This is a genomic window from Nocardioides sp. NPDC006303 (assembly GCF_040613175.1).
GTDB lineage: Bacteria > Actinomycetota > Actinomycetes > Propionibacteriales > Nocardioidaceae > Nocardioides.
Genome location: NZ_JBEXRR010000002.1, coordinates 36,585 through 54,151 on the forward strand (window position 1 = coordinate 36,585; position 17,567 = coordinate 54,151).

A 17,567-nucleotide genomic window follows, 5' to 3' on the forward strand; every position below is an offset into this window, starting at 1 on the left:
TAGGCCGCTGCGCCGGCGCGCCGATCCGGGGTCAGCGGACCCGTTCCTCGGCCGCGTTGAGGACCCCGATGATCTGGTCGTAGTCACCGCGGACCTCGGCATAGCGCAGCAGCTTGACCTGCTCCACGAGCACCTCGTGGGCCTCGGGATCGGCCTCGAGCAGCGCCATCACCTCGTCGACGTACGCCTCGAGCGGCATCGCGTGCTCGGAGCTCTCGTGGCCCGGCATCAGGGCCGTCCGGACCGCCGGCGGGACGAGCTCGGTGACCTGGATCCCGATCGGCTCCAGCTGCATCCGGATCGACTCGGAGAGCATGTGGATCGCCGCCTTGGTGGCGGTGGCGTTGTAGGTGGGCGTGAACCGCAGCGGCGTGTGGGCCAGCCCCGAGGAGACGGTGAGGATCGTGGCGCCGGGACGCTCGCGCAGCTGCGGCACCAGCGCGTCGATGAGCCGGATCGGACCGAGCAGGTTGGTCACCACGGTCTCCTCGGCATCGGCGAGGAAGCCCCGCGTGGTCCAGTCCTCGGGCCGCATGATCCCGGCCATCGCGACGAGCACGTTCAGGTCCGGGAAGCGGCTGACCACGTCGGCGGTCGCCTCCGCGATCGAGGCGGCGTCGGCGGTGTCGATGCGGACGGTCTCGAAGCCGTGCACCTGGGCCAGCTCGGAGAGCAGCGACGTACGCCGGCCGCCGATGATCACGGTGTTGCCGCGCTCCTTGAGGCGCAGGGCGAGAGCGAGGCCGATCCCGGAGGTCGCTCCGGGGATGAAGATGGTGTTTCCGGTGATGTTCATGCCTCCACCTTGCGGCGGCCACGCCGTCCGCGGGAGAGACCTGGCGATCGTGGGATCGGCAGTCCCTGGCTGCGTACGATCCCAAGCCGCATCATGGATGCCATGGACCGCGCCTCCCTCGCCGACTTCCTCCGACGCCGCCGTGAGGCGCTCCGCCCGCAGGACGTCGGCCTGGTCACCGGACCGCGCCGGCGTACGCCCGGCCTGCGCCGCGAGGAGGTCGCTGCGCTGACCGGGATGTCGACCGACTACTACGTACGCCTCGAGCAACAGCGCGGCCCGCAGCCCTCCGAGCAGATGCTCTCCGCGCTCGCCCGGGCGCTGCGCCTGACCGTCGACGAGCGTGACCACCTCTACCGGCTGGCCGGACACAACGCCCCGCGGCGTACGTTCGAGGACGGCCACGTCGCTCCGGCGCTGCTGCGCGTGCTGGACCGGCTCGAGGACACGCCGGCGATGATCATGTCCGCGCTCGGCGAGACACTGGTCGCCAACCGGCTGGCGACCACGATCTTCGGGGACCGGCCGGCGCTGACCGGCTGGGACCGCTTCGAGGCCTACCGCTGGTTCACCGATCCCTCGACGCGGAGCGTCTACCCGCCGGACTACCACCTCACGCACGGCCGTGGCCTGGTGGCGAGCCTGCGGATGGCCTACGGAGCACTCGGCGAGCGCGGGCGCGCCGGCGAGCTCGTACGCCTCCTGCTCGCCAGGTCCGAGGAGTTCCGCGAGCTGTGGGAGCGGCACGAGGTGACACATCGGTACGAGGACCACAAGACGCTGCTGCATCCGCAGGTCGGCCGCATCGACGTCGACTGCCAGGTGCTGTCGGCTCAGGACCAGGGCCAGGCCCTGCTGGTGCTGACGCCGGTGCCCGGCAGCGAGGCCGAGGAGAAGATCCGGCTGCTCGCGGTGCTCGGCCACGAGGAGTTCAGCGCTCCCTAGGAGTCGCCCCGGCCCAAGTCGAGGACGAGGACGGCCATGTCGTCGGAGGGCGGCGCTGGGGAGAAGTCGGTGACCGCCCGCAACAGCCGGTCGGCGACGACCTGCGCTCCCACGTCGATGCCCCTGGCGAGGACGGCCTCGACCCCCGCCTCCTCGAACATCGTGTCCCCGGAACGCCGCTCGAGGACACCGTCGGTGACGACGACGAGCCGGTCGCCCCGCTCCACCGTCACCTCCTCCTCGATGTAGTCGACCGCGTCGAGCACCCCGAGGAGCGCCTGCGGCCGGCCGACCCGCCGAGCGACGACGCCAGGCCGGGATCGGGTGACCAGGAACGGCGGCGGGTGGCCCGCACAGACGAGCCGCACCTGGAAGCGGGAGGCGGCGGTGACCTCGAGCGTGCCGCACACGAGCGTGATGAACCGGCCCCGCAGGCCCTCGTCGCTGATCGCGGCGTTGAGCCGCTCCAGGGTCGGCGCGATCGGGATGCCGGCCCGCATCAGCGCCCGCACGGTGTGCCGCGACATCCCGGCGACCGCGGCCGCTTCCGGCCCGACACCGCACACGTCGCCCACCATGAAGCCCCAGCGCCCGGCGCCGAGCGCGAAGATGTCGTAGAAGTCGCCGCCGGCGTCGTTGAACTCCCCCGTCGGCTCGTAGCCCACCCCGATGTCGACGCCCGGGATGTCCGGCAGCACCGCCGGCAGCAGGCTGCGCTGCAGGGACCGGCCGATCTCCTGGAGCTCGGTGTGGGCGCGGGCGTTGTCGATGGCCAGGGCAGCCCGGCGGGACACCGCCTCCGCGACCATCAGGCGCTCGCGACGCAGCGGCTCGCCGGCCGGCCGCCCGAGGGTGAGCCAGCCGATGACCCGGTTGCGTGCCTCCAGCGGAAGGATCGCGACCTCACCATCGACGTCGGGCTTGGCCGGAGCCTCGGGGCCGTCCGGCTCCGCCTCCTCCAACGCGTCCTGCACCGCGTCGAGCTGGTGCTCGTCGGCATGCCACGCGAACTGGAGCTGCGGATGCTCGCGGGCGTCGTTGAGGTAGATGCCGCACCACGTCGCCAGCCGCGGCACCACGATCTGCCCGGTCATCGCGGTCGTCGTCTCCAGGTCCAGCGACGCGGCCAGCATCACGCTGGCCTCGCTCTGGAACGTCAGCCAGGCGCGACGCTCGCTGTCGGCAGCCCGCGTGGACGCCCGGTCGACGCTGGGCGCGGCCCAGTCCGCGACCCGCTGCAGCTCGGCGCCGTCCTCGGTGGCGAAGCTGCCCGGCTCGTGTTTCGCGACCGCCAAGGTGCCGATCACCCGGCCCTCGAAGGCCACCGGCGCCGTCGTCAGCGAGCGCAGCTCCAGCCCACTGAGCAGCTCGACGGGCGTCGCCCGCAGGTCGCTGATGGCCAGCGGCCGGAACGACGCCTTGAGGCTCGGCGCACCGGCCTGACCACGGCGCACGCTGCGTCCCTTGATCGACGTCGCCGCCCCGCTGGTCGCGGCCACCACGAACCGGTCCTCCATCTCGTCCTCGAGCAGGAGGTACGCAGCGTCAGCATCGAATCGCTCCCGGGTCTGATCCACGACGAGGTCGAGGATGTCCCCGAGCGCGAGCTGGTTGAGGGCGACCCCACTCAGCCCCAGTGGATCCTGCCCGGTCGTGGCCACGCTCTCCCGGCGGCGTACGTCCTGGCCTTCCGGGACTCCCCCGTTGGGCGCCTCCACGTCGAGGGTCGTCTCGACGAGCGCGAACGCGGCCCACACCCGCTTGTGGTCCCGGCGGTACTCCACCCCCCAGGCCGTCGCCAGCGCAGAGGTGATGAGCAGCCCGCGGCCGTGCTCGCCGGCCCCCGGCCGGGCGTTCGCGCCGACCGGGAGAACCCGGGTGGGGTGCTGGTCGAAGACGTCGATGCGGAGCCGGTCCTCCTCGCGTACAACCGCAACCGTCATGGGCGTCCCGGCGTGGGTCACGGCGTTCGTCACCAGCTCGCTGGTCAGCAGGACGACGTCGTCGAGGATGTCGTGGAGGCCCCAGTCGGCAAGCACCTCGCGCGCGAAACGGCGCGCTTCGGATACCGACGTCGGCGCCGGCTCGAACGTGCGCGAGAGTGTCTTGGCTCCGTTGCTCATGACCACCGCCGATTGTGCACCCCTTTGGCGCCGGTATGACACCGATCGCGGCAAGGTACCGGCAGGTAGGTCAAGGAATTACCAGAATCGGTGGTGAACGATCATTTGTGAGCCATGGCCAGCCGAGGAGTGCGACACTTCAGCAGACGCGTGTATCAGCGCGAGAGGAGGCGGCGGGGATGCCCTCATCGGCGGACACATCCAGGTCGACCACGCTACCCGAGCAGGTGACGGTCGACCAGGCCGCGCTGCGCCAGCTCAAGGACGCGATGACCGCGATGCGCGACGGCATCTTCACCGGCCGGCTGGAGCCTGTCGACGGGCCGCTCGGTGACGTCGCCTCCATCCACAACGAGATCGCCGAGCGGCTGAACCACCTGACCGACGAGATCGCGCGCGTGCGTCGTGAGGCGGGCCGCGACGGCCACCACGACGAACGGCTCCGGCCGAGCATCGGCGGCGGTGCCTGGGCCGGTGCCGTCGAGGACGCCAACAAGCTGGTCGCCGACCTGGCACGCCCGACCGCCGACGTCGCCCGGGTCGTCGCCGCCGTCTCCGCGGGCGACCTCACCCAGACGATGGACGTACGCCACGGCAGCCGCGCCCTCAAGGGCGACCCGCTGCTGGTCGCCAAGAGCGTGAACGGCCTGGTCGCCCAGCTCGCCACGATCACCGAGGAGATCGCCCGCGTCACCCGCGAGGTCGGCACCGAGGGCAAGCTCGGTGGTCGCGCCCGGGTGCGCAACGCCTCCGGCACCTGGCGCGATCTCGTCGACGCGGTCAACACGATGTCCTCGCGGCTGACCGCCCAGGTCCGCGACATCGCCGAGGTCACCACCGCCGTCGCCAACGGCGACCTGTCCCGCACGGTCACCATCGAGGTCTCCGGCGAGATGGCGCAGCTCAAGGACACCGTCGACCGGATGGTCGGCCAGCTGTCCTCGTTCGCCGCCGAGGTCACCCGTGTCGCCCGCGAGGTCGGCACCGAGGGCCGCCTCGGCGGCCAGGCCGACGTGCGCGGCGTCTCCGGCACCTGGCGCGACCTGACCGACTCGGTCAACACGATGGCCTCCAACCTGACCTCCCAGGTGCGTGGGATCTCCTCGGTCGCCAAGGCCGTCGCCCGCGGCGACCTGTCGCAGCAGATCACGGTCACCGCACGCGGTGAGGTCGCCGAGCTCGCCGAGACGCTCAACTCGATGACCGCCACCCTGCAGACCTTCGCCGACGAGGTCACCCGCGTCGCCCGCGAGGTCGGCACCGAGGGCATCCTCGGGGGCCAGGCCGAGGTGCCGGGCGTCGCCGGCCGGTGGAAGGACCTCACCGACTCGGTGAACTCGATGGCGAGCAACCTGACCAACCAGGTCCGTGACATCGCCCAGGTCACCACCGCGGTGGCCGGCGGCGACCTGTCCCAGAAGATCACCGTCGACGTACGCGGCGAGCTCGCCGAGCTCAAGACCACCGTCAACACCATGGTCGACCAGCTCTCCGCCTTCGCCGACGAGGTGACGCGTGTCGCCCGCGAGGTCGGCACCGAGGGCATGCTGGGCGGCCAGGCCGAGGTGCCTGGCGTCGGCGGCCGCTGGAAGGACCTCACCGACTCCGTCAACTCGATGGCGACCAACCTGACCAACCAGGTCCGCAACATCGCGCAGGTCACCACCGCGGTGGCCGGCGGCGACCTGTCCCAGAAGATCACCGTCGACGTACGCGGCGAGCTCGCTGAGCTCAAGACCACCGTCAACACCATGGTCGACCAGCTCTCCGCCTTCGCCGACGAGGTCACCCGCGTCGCCCGCGAAGTCGGTGGCGAGGGTCAGCTCGGCGGCCAGGCAGCGGTGCCCGGCGTCTCCGGCACCTGGCGCGACCTGACCGACTCGGTGAACTTCATGGCCGGCACGCTGACCGCCCAGGTGCGAAACATCGCCCAGGTGACGACAGCGGTGGCCCGCGGCGACCTGAGCCGGCAGATCACCGTCGATGCCCGAGGCGAGATCCTCGAGCTCAAGTCGACCATCAACACCATGGTCGACCAGCTCTCCTCCTTCGCCGCCGAGGTCACCCGCGTCGCCCGCGAGGTCGGCACCGAGGGCAAGCTCGGCGGCCAGGCCGACGTGCACGACGTCTCGGGCACCTGGAAGGACCTCACCGACTCGGTGAACTCGATGGCGTCCAACCTGACCTCCCAGGTCCGCAACATCGCCCAGGTCACCACCGCCGTCGCCCGCGGCGACCTGACCCAGAAGATCACCGTCGACGCCCGCGGCGAGATCCTCGAGCTCAAGTCCACCATCAACACCATGGTCGACCAGCTCGGCTCGTTCGCCGACGAGGTCACCCGTGTCGCCCGCGAGGTCGGCACCGAGGGCGCGCTCGGCGGCCAGGCCCAGGTGCCCGGTGTCGCCGGCACCTGGCGCGACCTGACCGTCTCGGTGAACTCGATGGCCTCCAACCTGACCAACCAGGTCCGCAGCATCGCCCAGGTCTCCAAGGCGGTCTCGCAGGGCGACCTGTCGCAGAAGATCTCCATCGAGGCCCGCGGCGAGGTCGCCGCCCTGGCCGGCACCCTCAACGCGATGGTCGACACGCTGCGTACCTTCGCCGACGAGGTCACCCGTGTCGCCCGCGAGGTCGGCACCGAGGGATCGCTGGGCGGTCAGGCCCACGTACGCGGCGTGGCCGGCACCTGGAAGGACCTCACCGACTCGGTCAACTCGATGGCCTCCAACCTGACCTCCCAGGTCCGCAACATCGCCCAGGTCACCACCGCGGTGGCCCGTGGCGACCTGACCCAGAAGATCACCGTCGACGCCCGAGGCGAGATCCTCGAGCTCAAGTCCACGGTCAACACCATGGTCGACCAGCTCTCCTCCTTCGCCGACGAGGTCACCCGCGTCGCCCGCGAGGTCGGCACCGAGGGCAAGCTCGGCGGCCAGGCCGAGGTCGCCGACGTCTCCGGCACCTGGCGCGGACTGACGGAGAACGTCAACCAGCTCGCGTCGACGCTGACCACACAGCTCCGCGCCATCGCCGAGGTCTCCGCCGCGGTGACCCAGGGCGACCTGAGCCGGCAGATCACCGTCGGGGCCGCCGGCGAGGTCGCCGACCTGAAGGACAACCTCAACGAGATGATCGACTCGCTGCGGGAGACCACCAGGGCCAACGAGGACCAGGACTGGCTCAAGACCAACCTGGCCCGGTTCACCGGCCACATGCAGGGCGGTCGGGACCTGCTCGAGGTCGCCCGGCTGATCGTCTCCGAGCTCACCCCGCTGGTCGGTGCCCAGCAGGGCTCGATCTTCCTCACCGACCAGACCTCCGAGCACGGCGGCCCCAAGGTCCTGCGCAGGATCGCCTCCTACGGCTACCAGCCCGGCCCCGACGTCCCCGATGTCTTCGCACTCGGCGAGGGACTGGTCGGGCAGGCGGCGTACGACCGTCAGCCGATCATCGTGCGCGACGTGCCGGCCGACTTCCTGCGGATCTCTTCGGGCCACGGGTCGGCGGCACCGACCTCGATCGTGGTGCTCCCGGTGGCGTTCGAGGAGAAGGTGATCGGTGTCGTCGAGCTCGCCTCGTTCCGGCCGTTCAGCGCCGTCCACATGCAGTTCCTCGAGCAGCTCGCGGAGTCGATCGGGGTCTCGCTCAACGCGATCATGGCCAGCTCGCGCACCGAGGAGCTGCTGGTCGAGTCGCAGCGCCTCGCGGCCGAGCTGCAGGACAAGCAGGACGAGGGCGAGCGCCAGCAGGTGGAGCTGCAGCAGACCAACGCCGCTCTCGAGGAGAAGGCGCGTCAGCTCGCCGACCAGAACCAGGCGATCGAGATCAAGAACCTCGAGATCGAGGACGCCCGGCGTGGCCTGGAGGAGCGCGCCGAGCAGCTCGCCCTCTCGTCCCGCTACAAGTCCGAGTTCCTGGCCAACATGTCGCACGAGCTGCGTACGCCGCTCAACTCGCTGCTCATCCTGGCCCGGCTGCTCTCCGACAACGTCGACGGCAACCTCAACTCCCGCCAGGTGGAGTACTCCCGCACCATCCACGGTGCCGGCACCGATCTCCTCCAGCTGATCAACGACATCCTCGACCTGTCCAAGGTCGAGGCGGGGAAGATGGACGTCCACGTCACCGACGTCGCGGTCACCTCGGTCGTCGAGTACGTCGAGGCGACCTTCCGGCCGCTGACCGCCGAGAAGGACCTCGACTTCATCGTCAGCGTCGACCCCGACGTACCCCGGGTGCTGCGCTCGGACCAGCACCGGCTGCAGCAGGTGCTGCGCAACCTGCTCTCCAACGCAGTGAAGTTCACCGACGGCGGCGGCGTCCGGCTGCTGATCCGCAACGCCTCCGGCGAGCGCTTCTCGACACCCAGCCTGCAGCAGGCCGACGCGGTGCTGGCGTTCTCGGTGGTCGACACCGGCATCGGCATCCCGCCGGAGAAGCTGAAGGTCATCTTCGAGGCGTTCCAGCAGGCCGACGGCACGATCAGCCGCAAGTTCGGCGGCACCGGCCTCGGCCTGTCGATCAGCCGCGAGGTCGCCCACCTCATCGGCGGCGAGATCCAGGTGAAGAGCGACCCCGGACACGGCAGCTCCTTCACCCTGTACGTCCCCAGAATCAGCTCCGGGACGATCGACGCCCAGCCTCCGACGCCCGCCGCGTACGAGGATGCGACCGCCACCAGAGCGGACCAGCTCCTGCTGGTCCTCAGCAGCGACAGCGACGAGTCCGGCCCCGGCACCAGCGCCGTCGTGGAGGCCCTGTTCGGCTCGGTCGACGAGGTCGAGACTGTCTTCGGCACCTCGCCCGAGGAGGCTCAGACGGTCCTGACCGACCGCGACGTCGACTGTGTCGTCCTGGACCTTCCGCTGGCGGACGGCGGCTTCGACGTACTCCGCTGGATGCGCACCCACAAGCGCACCAAGAACATCCCCGTCGTGCTGAGTAGGGTCGGCGAGGTGACCAAGGCCCAGCAGAGCCGGCTGGACAGGTACGCCCAGGCGATGACCCTCAAGACGCCGGCAACCACCGAGGAGACGATCGACGACGTGAGCGTGCTGCTGGGCCGCCCCGGAGTGCAGCCCCCTGGGACGTACGTCCCCGAGCCGGCCGGTCCGAACGGCCAGTTCGTCGGTCGGAGGATCCTGATCGTCGACGACGACGTACGCAACGTCTTCGCGCTCACCAGCGCGCTCGAGCAGCACGGCATCGACGTCATCTACGCGGAGTCCGGCGAGGCCGGGATCGAGGCACTCCAGCGGGAACCGGGCGTCGACCTGGTGCTGATGGACATCATGATGCCGGGCATGGACGGGCTGACCGCGATGCGCCTGATCCGCGACATCCCGCAGTTCAAGAGCCTCCCGATGATCGCGCTGACCGCGAAGGCGATGACCGGTGATCGCGAGGACAGCCTCGCCGCCGGCGCCTCGGAGTACATCACCAAACCGGTCGACGTCGCCGACCTGCTCTCGCTGTTCCGGTTGTGGCTCTCATGAGTGATCGCCATCAGGGGACGGCGAAGATCCTGCTCGTCGACGACCGTGCCGCCAACCTGGTCGCGCTCGAGGCGATCCTCGGCTCGCTCAACCAGAGCCTCGTCCGCGCGGGATCCGGCGAGGACGCCCTACGCGCCCTGCTCCACGACGACTTCGCGCTGATCCTGCTCGACGCGCAGATGCCGGGGATGGACGGCTTCGAGACGGCCACCCGCATCAAGGCACGCGAACGCACCAAGGACGTCCCGATCATCTTCCTGACCGCCAACGACTTCGACACCCACCTCGCCTATCGCGGCTACGCGACCGGCGCCGCCGACTTCCTCGCCAAGCCGTTCGACCCGTGGCTGCTGAGGGCGAAGGTGCAGGTCTTCGTCGACCTCTGGCACGCCAGCCGGAAGCTCAGTGCCCAGGCCGACCTGCTGCGTCGGTCCCTGGACGAGCGGGCCGCCCAGCCCGGCCGGGTCGACGTCGACGTCGTCACCGATCTCCGCTCCCGGCTCGCGGGAGTCGAGGAGGCCGTGGCCGAGCTCGACACCGGCGGTGACATCGGCCCCGGCGGCGATGCCCGCCGCCGCCTCGGGACGCGGCTCGAGGATCTCAGGCAGGCGCTCGACGCGCTGGGCTGAGGCCGAACGGTGTCAGATCTTCGCCCGGTAGGCCGCGAGGACCTGCTCCGCCTTCTCCTTGTCGGCGTCCTGCAGCGGGATGAGCAGCTCGGCGACCACGTCGGTCAGCTCGGCGACGCGCCGGTTGAGCTGACGCTGCTCCTGCACCTCGGCCTCGAGCGCCTCGATACGGCGCACCAGCGAGGCACGCGTACGGGCCGCGTCGCGGGCGCCGCGAGCGATGTTCTTGATGCCGGAATCGTCGGACATGTCAGTTTCCTTCTGCAGCGTGCTGCGTCAGTTTTTTGGGGGAGGGCCAGGAGGCGCGTAGCCGCGCGACGCCGGGCAACGGGTTGCCGAGCATGTCCTGGCCTTCGTTGATCCCGAGGTGCTCGACCACACCGCCGGCCGCCTCGATCTCGGCCTGGACGAGGGCGGGGTCGACGCGGCGTACGAGGCCTTCGGGCTGCGGCTCGGGAAGGTTCTCACCGGTGACCGCGAACTCGAGGTAGAGCTTGCCGCCACTGGGACGCAGCGCCATCTTCGCCAGGGTCCAGAGCTGGCTCCGGGCCGCGCCGTCGAGGCAGCCGATCAGGTCCCGAGCGTAGAGATGGTGGGGGTCGCGGGCAAGCCGCGCACCCAGCGCCAGCGTTGAACGCAGCTCGCCGAGGATGAGCTGCTCGGAGACCAGCGGGAGCTTGTGGCGCTCGGCTCTGCGGCGTACGGCGGCCACCGCGGCACGGGAGAAGTCCACCGAGTGCACCTGGTGTCCCTTGCGGGCGAAGAAGCGACCGTCACGCCCGATCGCGCCTGAGCCGATGTCGACCACCTTCGCGTCCTCGGGCAGCTGCCGCTGGACCCACGCGCCGAAGGCCGACTGCTTGCTCTCGAGCTCTTTTCCGTGGGTGTTGTGGAACTCGGTCCAGAACCCCATGTCGGTGCGGAATCCGCGCAGCCAGCCGTCCAGGCGACGTACGCCGGCCGGCGGGTCGGCGTACTTGAACGACGGGTCCGGGGTGCGCCACTTCGGGCCGTAGATGAAGGCCAGCATCTCCTCGGGCTCGGCGGGAGCCGGGAAGTCGTAGCCGTGCAGGTTGATCGTCGAGACCGGCACGATCGCCTCGCGGCGCAGCCGTCCGGAGCGGTTGCCGAGCTGGTAGAAGACCGGCTCGCCGTCCTTGTCGGGCACGTAGAACGCCACGAAGATGTCGATGTGCACCTTGCGGCCGTCCGAGACCTGGTGCAGCACCTTGATGTCTCCGCCCGACATCCGCAGGACGCTCCAGCCGCGCTCGCGCATGGTGCGCTCGATGGCGTACGACTCGGAGATGATCTCGGCGGGGACGGTGTGCTTGGAGAGGTAGCAGACGTCGGTGTCGGAGTCGTGGCCGAGCATCCGGCCTTCGCGGATCGCGCCGAGAAGCGCGCCGTAGTTGAGGTAGGCCTCGACGCCGACCACGTCGCGGAGGTCGGCGAGGACACGCTGGGTGCCGTCGAGGATCTCTTCGCGGATGCTTTCGTCGGTGGCCTCGAACGAGCGGGTCAGGTGGCCGACCTTGTCGACGCTGAGCGGGTTGCCGCTGCCGTCGACGATCGAGATGTTGCCCTCACCGGAGCCGAGGACGACCTTGTCCTCGAAGAGCACCTCGCCCTCGTAGTCGGCGATGGTGATCGTCGCGGTGCCGTCCAGGAACCGGGTGAGCACGGTCGGCCACGGCACCATGGTGCCCCCGTCGACCGGGTGGCCGTCGCGCTCGGGCGTGAGGGACCAGACGTACTGGCCGTCGACGGAGAGAATCAGGACCGGCGTCGAGGAGTCCCGGACAAGGACCCCTTCGTCGGAGATCTCGAACTGTCCGCCAGGAGTGGGGGCACTGCCGGTCACGAGACCTGGGCATCCTCTCGCGCGATGGCCTTCCGCAGAGCGGTGCTGCTGGTCTGGAGCGTGTAGGGGAAGTAGACGACCTCGACACCGACCGACGCCATCTTCTTCTCGAGCGCGTCGCCCTTCTCGGTGCCCTTCCAGTCATCGCCCTTGAAGAGGTGGGTGAACCCGACCTCGCGCCAGGAGTCGACCTTGTCGGTGGTGCGCTCGGCGTAGACCGCGTCCACGATCCCGATCGCCTCGACGATCTCGAGCCTCTCGACGAGCGGGACGGTCGGGATGATCCCCTTGGTCGTCTCGCAGACCTCGTCGGAGACCACACCCGCGATCAACGTGTCGCAGCGCTCTCGCGCCTGGCGCAGCATGTTGAGGTGACCGATGTGGAAGAGATCGAACACGCCAGGTACGTAACCGATGACCGGTCCCATGCCCACGCTTCCTCCAAGTGTTTGTCGATTAGTTTGGGCGACTTTACACCCTGCTCCCCCACGACCTTGATACAGGCCAGTATCCATGTCTCCCTGTGCATCTCCGGAATCACCAGCGCGACACGCGGACGTCCACAGGAAGCCCGGCGACCTTACACGAAGATGAACTGCGCGTGGCCATCAATGACGACAGCCAGGGTCAGCCGGGCGGCATGACCCCGAGGACGACGAGCAGTCCGGGAAGGCCGAGGAACAGCAGACCGAGCAGGATCGGGCCACCGAGCACGCCCAGGATGACGGTGACCTTCGAGACGGCGTACCGCCGCAGGTAGGACACGGCGAGCACCCCGAATCCCGCGGCCGAGACGACCGATCCGAGGAGGTACGCCACCGAGCGCAGGCCGAGGTCAGCCGGGTCGCCGCTCGCTCCCAGCAGGATCACGCCGGCCTCCACGGTGCTGCCGACCGCGTCGAGCGCGAGCGTCGCGAAGGCACCCCAGAGAAGCACCGACATGGCCCATGGCGTCACGAACCGGACCGGGCGTGCGGCCACCGACAGCAGGGCGACCGCGGCCCCCAGGACCTTCAGGCTCGTGACGGTCCAGTTCATGACCGAGAGCCCGGTGGCGTACTCGGCGTAGCGGCCCTCGGCGAAACGATCGGTGGCCTCGAAGACCACGTTGACCCCGGCGAACGCCAGACAGCCCAACGCCATCAGCACCGCGACGGCAATGACGGCAGGGCTCGCGGCCCGCGCCGCGGGCGCCACCGGTCCCTTCCTGCTAGCGAGAGTCGTCATGCTCTCGACGCTATTGACCTCGGCGCGGCGAGAGCATCGGGGGATCCCCTACCTGAACCCGGAGCGCGCTACCTTCGGTTTCATGGATGTCGTCGAGATCGACGGGTTGCGTATCGCCTACCGGCGAGCCGGGAACGGTCCCGCGGTCGTCTTCGTCCACGGCGGCGCCGAGGACGGCCGCGCGTGGACACCACAGCTCGAGGCCCTCTCGGACGAGTTCACCGTCATCGCGTGGGACGAACCGGGCGCCGGCAGCTCCGACGACGTGCCCGAGGGTTTCGTGCTGAGCGACTACGCAGACCACCTTGGCGGGCTGATCCGAGCCCTGGACATCTCTCCGTGCACCCTCGTCGGGCTCTCCTGGGGCGTCACCGTCATCCTCGAGCTCTACCGACGCCACCCTGATGTGACGCGAAGCCTGGTGCTCGCCGACGGCTACGCCGGCTGGCGCGGCTCCCTCGGCCCCGACGAGGCCGACGCCCGTCTAGCGGGCCTGCTCAACCAGCCGTCAGACAGCTTCGACCCGACCCTCCCAGGCCTCTTCGCCGGCCCTCCGCCGCCGGAGTTCGTCCCCCTGCTGGAGGCGATGGCGGCCGACGTACGCCGCCACAGCATGCTGACCGCCCTGACCGCGATGGCCGACGCCGATCTGACCGACGTGCTCGGGACGATCCAGGTCCCCACCCAGCTCATCTGGGGCGCCCTCGACGCGCGGTCACCCCTGGCAGTTGCAAACGAGTTCGAGCGCCAGATCCAAGGCGCCGGCCTCGCCGTCATCCCCGACTGCGGCCACGTCAGCAACCTCGAGGCTCCGCAGGCGTTCAACGACATCCTCCGCGAGTTCCTCCGCCGCCACGCTGCGTGAGCCGCACTCACACTCGAGATGCTCCTCGCTGGAGCCATTCGAGAATCAGGCGGGTGGTCTCCTGCGGCAGCTCCTGCTGGATCCAGTGGCCGCAGTTCAGCTCCACGACGTCGACGCGCGGCACGAACGCCTCGAGGTTCGGCGCCCTCATGACCGTGTCACGTGCGCCGTAGATCATCAGCGCTTGCTGGCGGACGATCGGGTCGACGTCCTCCATCAGCTCCCAGTTGCGGTCCACGTTGCGGTACCAGTTCACGCTCGACGTGAAGCCCGATGCCTCGAATGCGTCGATGAACACCGCCAGCTCCTCGTCGCTCATCACAGGCTCTCCACGTGGCGTATCGGCGTGGGCGAGGTTGAGGAGCGGCATGCCCGGCTCCGGCTCGGCCGCGCCCTCGTTCTTGCGGTACAGGTTGCACAGGAAACGGCGGGCGTTCGCGTCGAACACAGCATCGGCCACCCCGGGCTGGCGGTTGAAGTGGACGAAGTACGAGTCGCTGCCGACGATCGACTCGATGAACGCGACGGGCGGCACCTCACCGCGTTCCATGTACGGCACGCTGAGCGCGATCACCTTGTTCACCCGAGTGGGATGCAGGACGGCAGCACTCCACACCACGTTCGCGCCCCAGTCGTGGCCCACGAACGTGGCGTCCTCGTATCCGAAGTGATCCAGGAGACCGACGAGGTCGCCGGAGAGATGCACGATGTCGTAGTCGGAGACCTCGGCGGGGCGGGACGAGTTGCCGTAGCCACGCTGGTTGGGAGCGATGACGTGATAACCGGCGGCGGCGAGCGCCTCCATCTGGTGTCGCCACGAGAAAGCCAGCTCCGGCCAGCCGTGGCAGAGGACGATGGGATTGCCGGCGTTCTCCTGTCCCGCCTCGAAGACTTCGAGCTCGATGCCGTTGACGGCGATCATGCTCGGCTCGGGAAAGGCGAGGGGTTCTGACATACGTTGTCCTTCCAGCGACATGCCGATGCGCGCGGTGTGACGATCGGTTGATGTGACCGTAGAAGCCATCGCGGACAGGAACCGTCCTCAATGCTTCACAGATTGAGAGCAGCGCAAGCGAACATTGACTGGGCTGGATTATCGAATTGTTGGCGCACATCGGGTGAACGCAAAGCGAAGTCCGCACATTCGCTAAAACGTATGGAACCAGATGCATAACCCCGGCGAGCGAGCAGACGTTGACGTGTCATGCGGATCCTGTCCGCGGCTTGAAGGCCGTGGGCGACCAAGGGGTTCTCGCCGCAAGCGTGGGGCAGCGACGAGGACCGGGGGCTTGGCGCGCAGGTCGTGCCGTGGACAGGATCCGCATGGTTCGACCTGCGGTGAGTCCTACCTGCATGCCAAGCGCATAGCTACTGCTCAACCGCCCGAGGTCAGATGACCTCGGGCCGCTTCTGCTCCCCGGGTAGGAGTCGAACCTACGTCGCTAGTCCTGATTCAAAGTCAGGCGGGCCCTGCCGGCAGACCAACCGGGGAACGTACGTCGAAACGCACGGGACAACTGTAGACGGCAGCGCACCCACCGCGCGCACTGACACTGCATGCCGGTCGAGGTTGGGCGGGGGTCACGCGGCGAGATCGTGGTCGAGAAGTACGTCGCGCAGCCCGAACTCTGCTCGGGACCAGGTTGGCGGCGGTTGTGCCCAGGTGTCGGGTGGTGGGCTCGTGTAGGTATGGCCCGTGGGGGTGGTGGTGATGATGCTGCCGTCGGGTCCTGGTCTGGCCTGCCAGCCGAGGGCTTCCTTGGCCTGGTTGCACCTTTCGCACAGGCCCTGCAGGTTCTCGGCGCTGGTGGTACCGCCATCTGCGTGGCGTTGGATGTGGTCGATGTTGCGGATCGGGGCGTCGCAGCCGTTGGTGCGGCAGATCCCGCCGTCCCGGGTGGCGATGAACTCCGCCAGCCCGTCGGGTGCCTTGCGTGATCGGGATTCCATCGCGACCAGCCGCCCGGCGGGGTCGGTGAACAGGCGACGGACGAACACCTCGGCATAGTTGAGTGCTTCACGAGCCCAGGCGGCGGGGACGGGTCCGTAGCCCTCGACCATGGCGGGCTGATCCGCGTCGCTGGCGAGCGTGTCTGCGGTCATCACGATCTTGACCTCGATCCGAGGCTTCGAGCCGGTCGTGCTGCGGCCGGTGATCCGGTCGACGAGCGTGTCGGCCATGACCTGACCGCGCGTGCGTTCATCGCCGGCTGCGTGGGCAGCCTTGGCCGCCTGGTCCAGTGCGGCGAAGACCGCGACGCCGTCCTTGACCGGGAGCAGGGCACCCAACCACGTCATCGTGTCCGGGGCCGGCCGGAGGCTGACGCGGCGGTCTTTCACGGCGTTGGCGGCTCGGGCGACGACGGAGGCTTGGTCGAGGGTGATCGCGACCTTCTTGGCGGCGTTCTCGAGCTGCCGTAGCCCCATCGACACCGCCTTGGCAGGCTCGCCGCCCGAACCCATGGCGCAGAGTTCGTAGTCGATGACCCGACGATCGCCCAACGACAGACAGGCGGTTTCACGGGCGAGGATGGTGGCCTGCCACTGGGAGAACAGACCCGCCTTCATCAGCGCGAAGGTGTGCGGCATCTCTGCGGTCAGGATCTTTGCCAGGCCGAGCAGCTTGGCGCCCTTCTCGGGCGAGACCCGCCGAGCCAGCGCGATCTGCGAGGCGACCCCTTCGCCCAGCCTGCGGGCAGGCACCCCGGCCTCGGCCTGGCGTGCCCGGACGGCTTCGTCGAGGCGTACCGCCGCTTCGGCTTGGACCGCCTCAGCAGTGCACTTGACCGCTTCGAGACCAGCGATCCAGTCAACCAGCTCAGCCTCGGACGCGCCCGAAGGCGGCCCAGCGAGGAGGTGGTCGATGGTCTCGTACATGCGCCTTATTATATGCGATCGAGTACCCAGACGCGACCTATTTGTGGTGTTCAGATGACAGTTACGCAGTCAGCGAACAAGACACCTGAGCACCGCGCCACTCTCTCGCCGCCGCCCCGATACAGGCGAAATCTTTCTCGATCGGGTGCCGGGTCAAGGACCGCGAAGCGGCCGGCGAAGCCGGCGGGCGAAGCCCGTCCTTGACGCGGCGCACGATCGAGAAACACTCAAATCAAGGGTCGGCGGCGAACCCTGAAACGAAGTACAGCCGCCAAGCGAGCTTTCCCGAAGAAGCGGACCGTGTTGGTCTCGACACGCCTCCGCCTAGCGGCTCCAGCGGCTCGACCAGCGAGCAAGGCGGCTCGACCAGCGAGCAAGGCGGCTCGACCAGCACTTGTCAGTCAGCAGCGCCTGACCCATCGAGCAGTGTGGTTCAACGCCGGATAGAGAGCGTTTGGATGCGGTAGGTTGCCAATATGCTCATCATCGCGATCATCCTGTTCGGCATCGTGGCAGGCGGCGTGGCACAACTCGTTCTCGGTCGATCGATGAAGGACATCGATTGGACCACCGCGGCGGTGACGGGCCTCCTGGGCTCCTTCGTCGGTGGCCTGGGGCTCAGCCTCGCGACCGGCAACGGCCTCGATCTCCACCCGACCGGGCTGATCGGGTCGATCCTGGGAGCGCTGCTTCTCACGTGGGCGTGGGGGTACTGGCGCCGGTCGCGTCAGGGCCAGTGATCA

At 69.1% G+C, this 17,567-nt stretch carries 13 protein-coding genes and 1 tRNA gene; 5 read left to right on the forward strand and 9 right to left on the reverse strand.

Translation table 11 applies throughout. The features are described 5' to 3' along the window. Positions 1 to 31: 31 nt before the first annotated feature. Positions 32 to 796: an SDR family NAD(P)-dependent oxidoreductase gene (locus tag ABZY89_RS01695; protein ID WP_355224136.1), complete on the reverse strand. Its 765-nt coding sequence runs from the start codon at positions 794 to 796 to the stop codon at positions 32 to 34. Between the two features lie 102 nt (positions 797 to 898). On the opposite strand from ABZY89_RS01695, the gene ABZY89_RS01700 reads away from it, so the two are divergent. Continuing rightward, complete coding sequence (locus tag ABZY89_RS01700; RefSeq protein WP_355224137.1) at positions 899 to 1,741, forward strand: helix-turn-helix transcriptional regulator; 843 nt, start codon at positions 899 to 901, stop codon at positions 1,739 to 1,741. Here ABZY89_RS01700 and ABZY89_RS01705 read toward each other — a convergent pair. Then, entirely contained in the window at positions 1,738 to 3,864 is a 2,127-nt protein-coding gene (locus tag ABZY89_RS01705) for a SpoIIE family protein phosphatase (RefSeq protein WP_355224139.1), read from the reverse strand. The genes ABZY89_RS01700 and ABZY89_RS01705 overlap by 4 nt on opposite strands. A 179-nt stretch (positions 3,865 to 4,043) precedes the next feature. Here ABZY89_RS01705 and ABZY89_RS01710 point away from each other — a divergent pair, with 179 nt between their 5' ends. Beyond that, a complete protein-coding gene (locus ABZY89_RS01710) occupies positions 4,044 to 9,362 on the forward strand; it encodes a HAMP domain-containing protein (protein ID WP_355224141.1) in 5,319 nt (1,772 codons plus the stop codon). Then, positions 9,359 to 9,991 (forward strand): response regulator, encoded by a 633-nt coding sequence (locus ABZY89_RS01715; protein ID WP_355224142.1) that lies wholly within the window; start codon positions 9,359 to 9,361, stop codon positions 9,989 to 9,991. Before ABZY89_RS01710 ends, ABZY89_RS01715 begins: the two co-directional genes overlap by 4 nt. A gap of 12 nt (positions 9,992 to 10,003) precedes the next feature. Here the strand turns inward: ABZY89_RS01715 and ABZY89_RS01720 are convergent, their stop codons facing one another. The 4 genes from ABZY89_RS01720 to ABZY89_RS01735 form a co-directional block, all read right to left on the reverse strand. After that, complete coding sequence (locus tag ABZY89_RS01720) at positions 10,004 to 10,240, reverse strand: DUF6752 domain-containing protein (protein ID WP_355224144.1); 237 nt, start codon at positions 10,238 to 10,240, stop codon at positions 10,004 to 10,006. A 1-nt stretch (position 10,241) separates the two neighbouring features. Then, a complete protein-coding gene (locus ABZY89_RS01725; protein WP_355224146.1) occupies positions 10,242 to 11,855 on the reverse strand; it encodes a class I SAM-dependent methyltransferase in 1,614 nt (537 codons plus the stop codon). Next, positions 11,852 to 12,283 carry an adenylyltransferase/cytidyltransferase family protein gene (locus ABZY89_RS01730; RefSeq protein ID WP_141806140.1) on the reverse strand — a complete coding sequence of 144 codons (432 nt, stop codon included), beginning with the start codon at positions 12,281 to 12,283 and terminating at the stop codon, positions 11,852 to 11,854. The genes ABZY89_RS01725 and ABZY89_RS01730 overlap by 4 nt, the downstream gene beginning before the upstream one ends. Positions 12,284 to 12,482: 199 nt before the next feature. Then, on the reverse strand, positions 12,483 to 13,082 hold the full coding sequence (locus ABZY89_RS01735) for a hypothetical protein (RefSeq protein ID WP_355224148.1): 600 nt from the start codon (positions 13,080 to 13,082) through the stop codon (positions 12,483 to 12,485). An 82-nt stretch (positions 13,083 to 13,164) separates the two neighbouring features. Here ABZY89_RS01735 and ABZY89_RS01740 point away from each other — a divergent pair, with 82 nt between their 5' ends. Then, a complete protein-coding gene (locus ABZY89_RS01740) occupies positions 13,165 to 13,947 on the forward strand; it encodes an alpha/beta hydrolase (protein ID WP_355224150.1) in 783 nt (260 codons plus the stop codon). Between the two features lie 7 nt (positions 13,948 to 13,954). Here the strand turns inward: ABZY89_RS01740 and ABZY89_RS01745 are convergent, their stop codons facing one another. The 3 genes from ABZY89_RS01745 to ABZY89_RS01755 all read right to left on the reverse strand — a co-directional run bounded on the left by ABZY89_RS01745 (position 13,955) and on the right by ABZY89_RS01755 (position 16,824). Then, positions 13,955 to 14,902 (reverse strand): alpha/beta hydrolase, encoded by a 948-nt coding sequence (locus tag ABZY89_RS01745; RefSeq protein ID WP_355224152.1) that lies wholly within the window; start codon positions 14,900 to 14,902, stop codon positions 13,955 to 13,957. A gap of 458 nt (positions 14,903 to 15,360) precedes the next feature. Then, positions 15,361 to 15,439: transfer RNA gene (locus tag ABZY89_RS01750), tRNA-Gln, on the reverse strand. A gap of 89 nt (positions 15,440 to 15,528) precedes the next feature. Next, the gene (locus ABZY89_RS01755; RefSeq protein WP_355224154.1) at positions 15,529 to 16,824 is read right to left on the reverse strand and encodes a DUF222 domain-containing protein; all 1,296 of its coding nucleotides are present in this window, start codon (positions 16,822 to 16,824) and stop codon (positions 15,529 to 15,531) included. Positions 16,825 to 17,300: 476 nt separating this feature from the next. On the opposite strand from ABZY89_RS01755, the gene ABZY89_RS01760 reads away from it, so the two are divergent. Further along, positions 17,301 to 17,564, forward strand: a complete 264-nt coding sequence (locus ABZY89_RS01760) for a GlsB/YeaQ/YmgE family stress response membrane protein (protein WP_355224156.1) — start codon at positions 17,301 to 17,303, stop codon at positions 17,562 to 17,564. Positions 17,565 to 17,567: the final 3 nt, after the last annotated feature.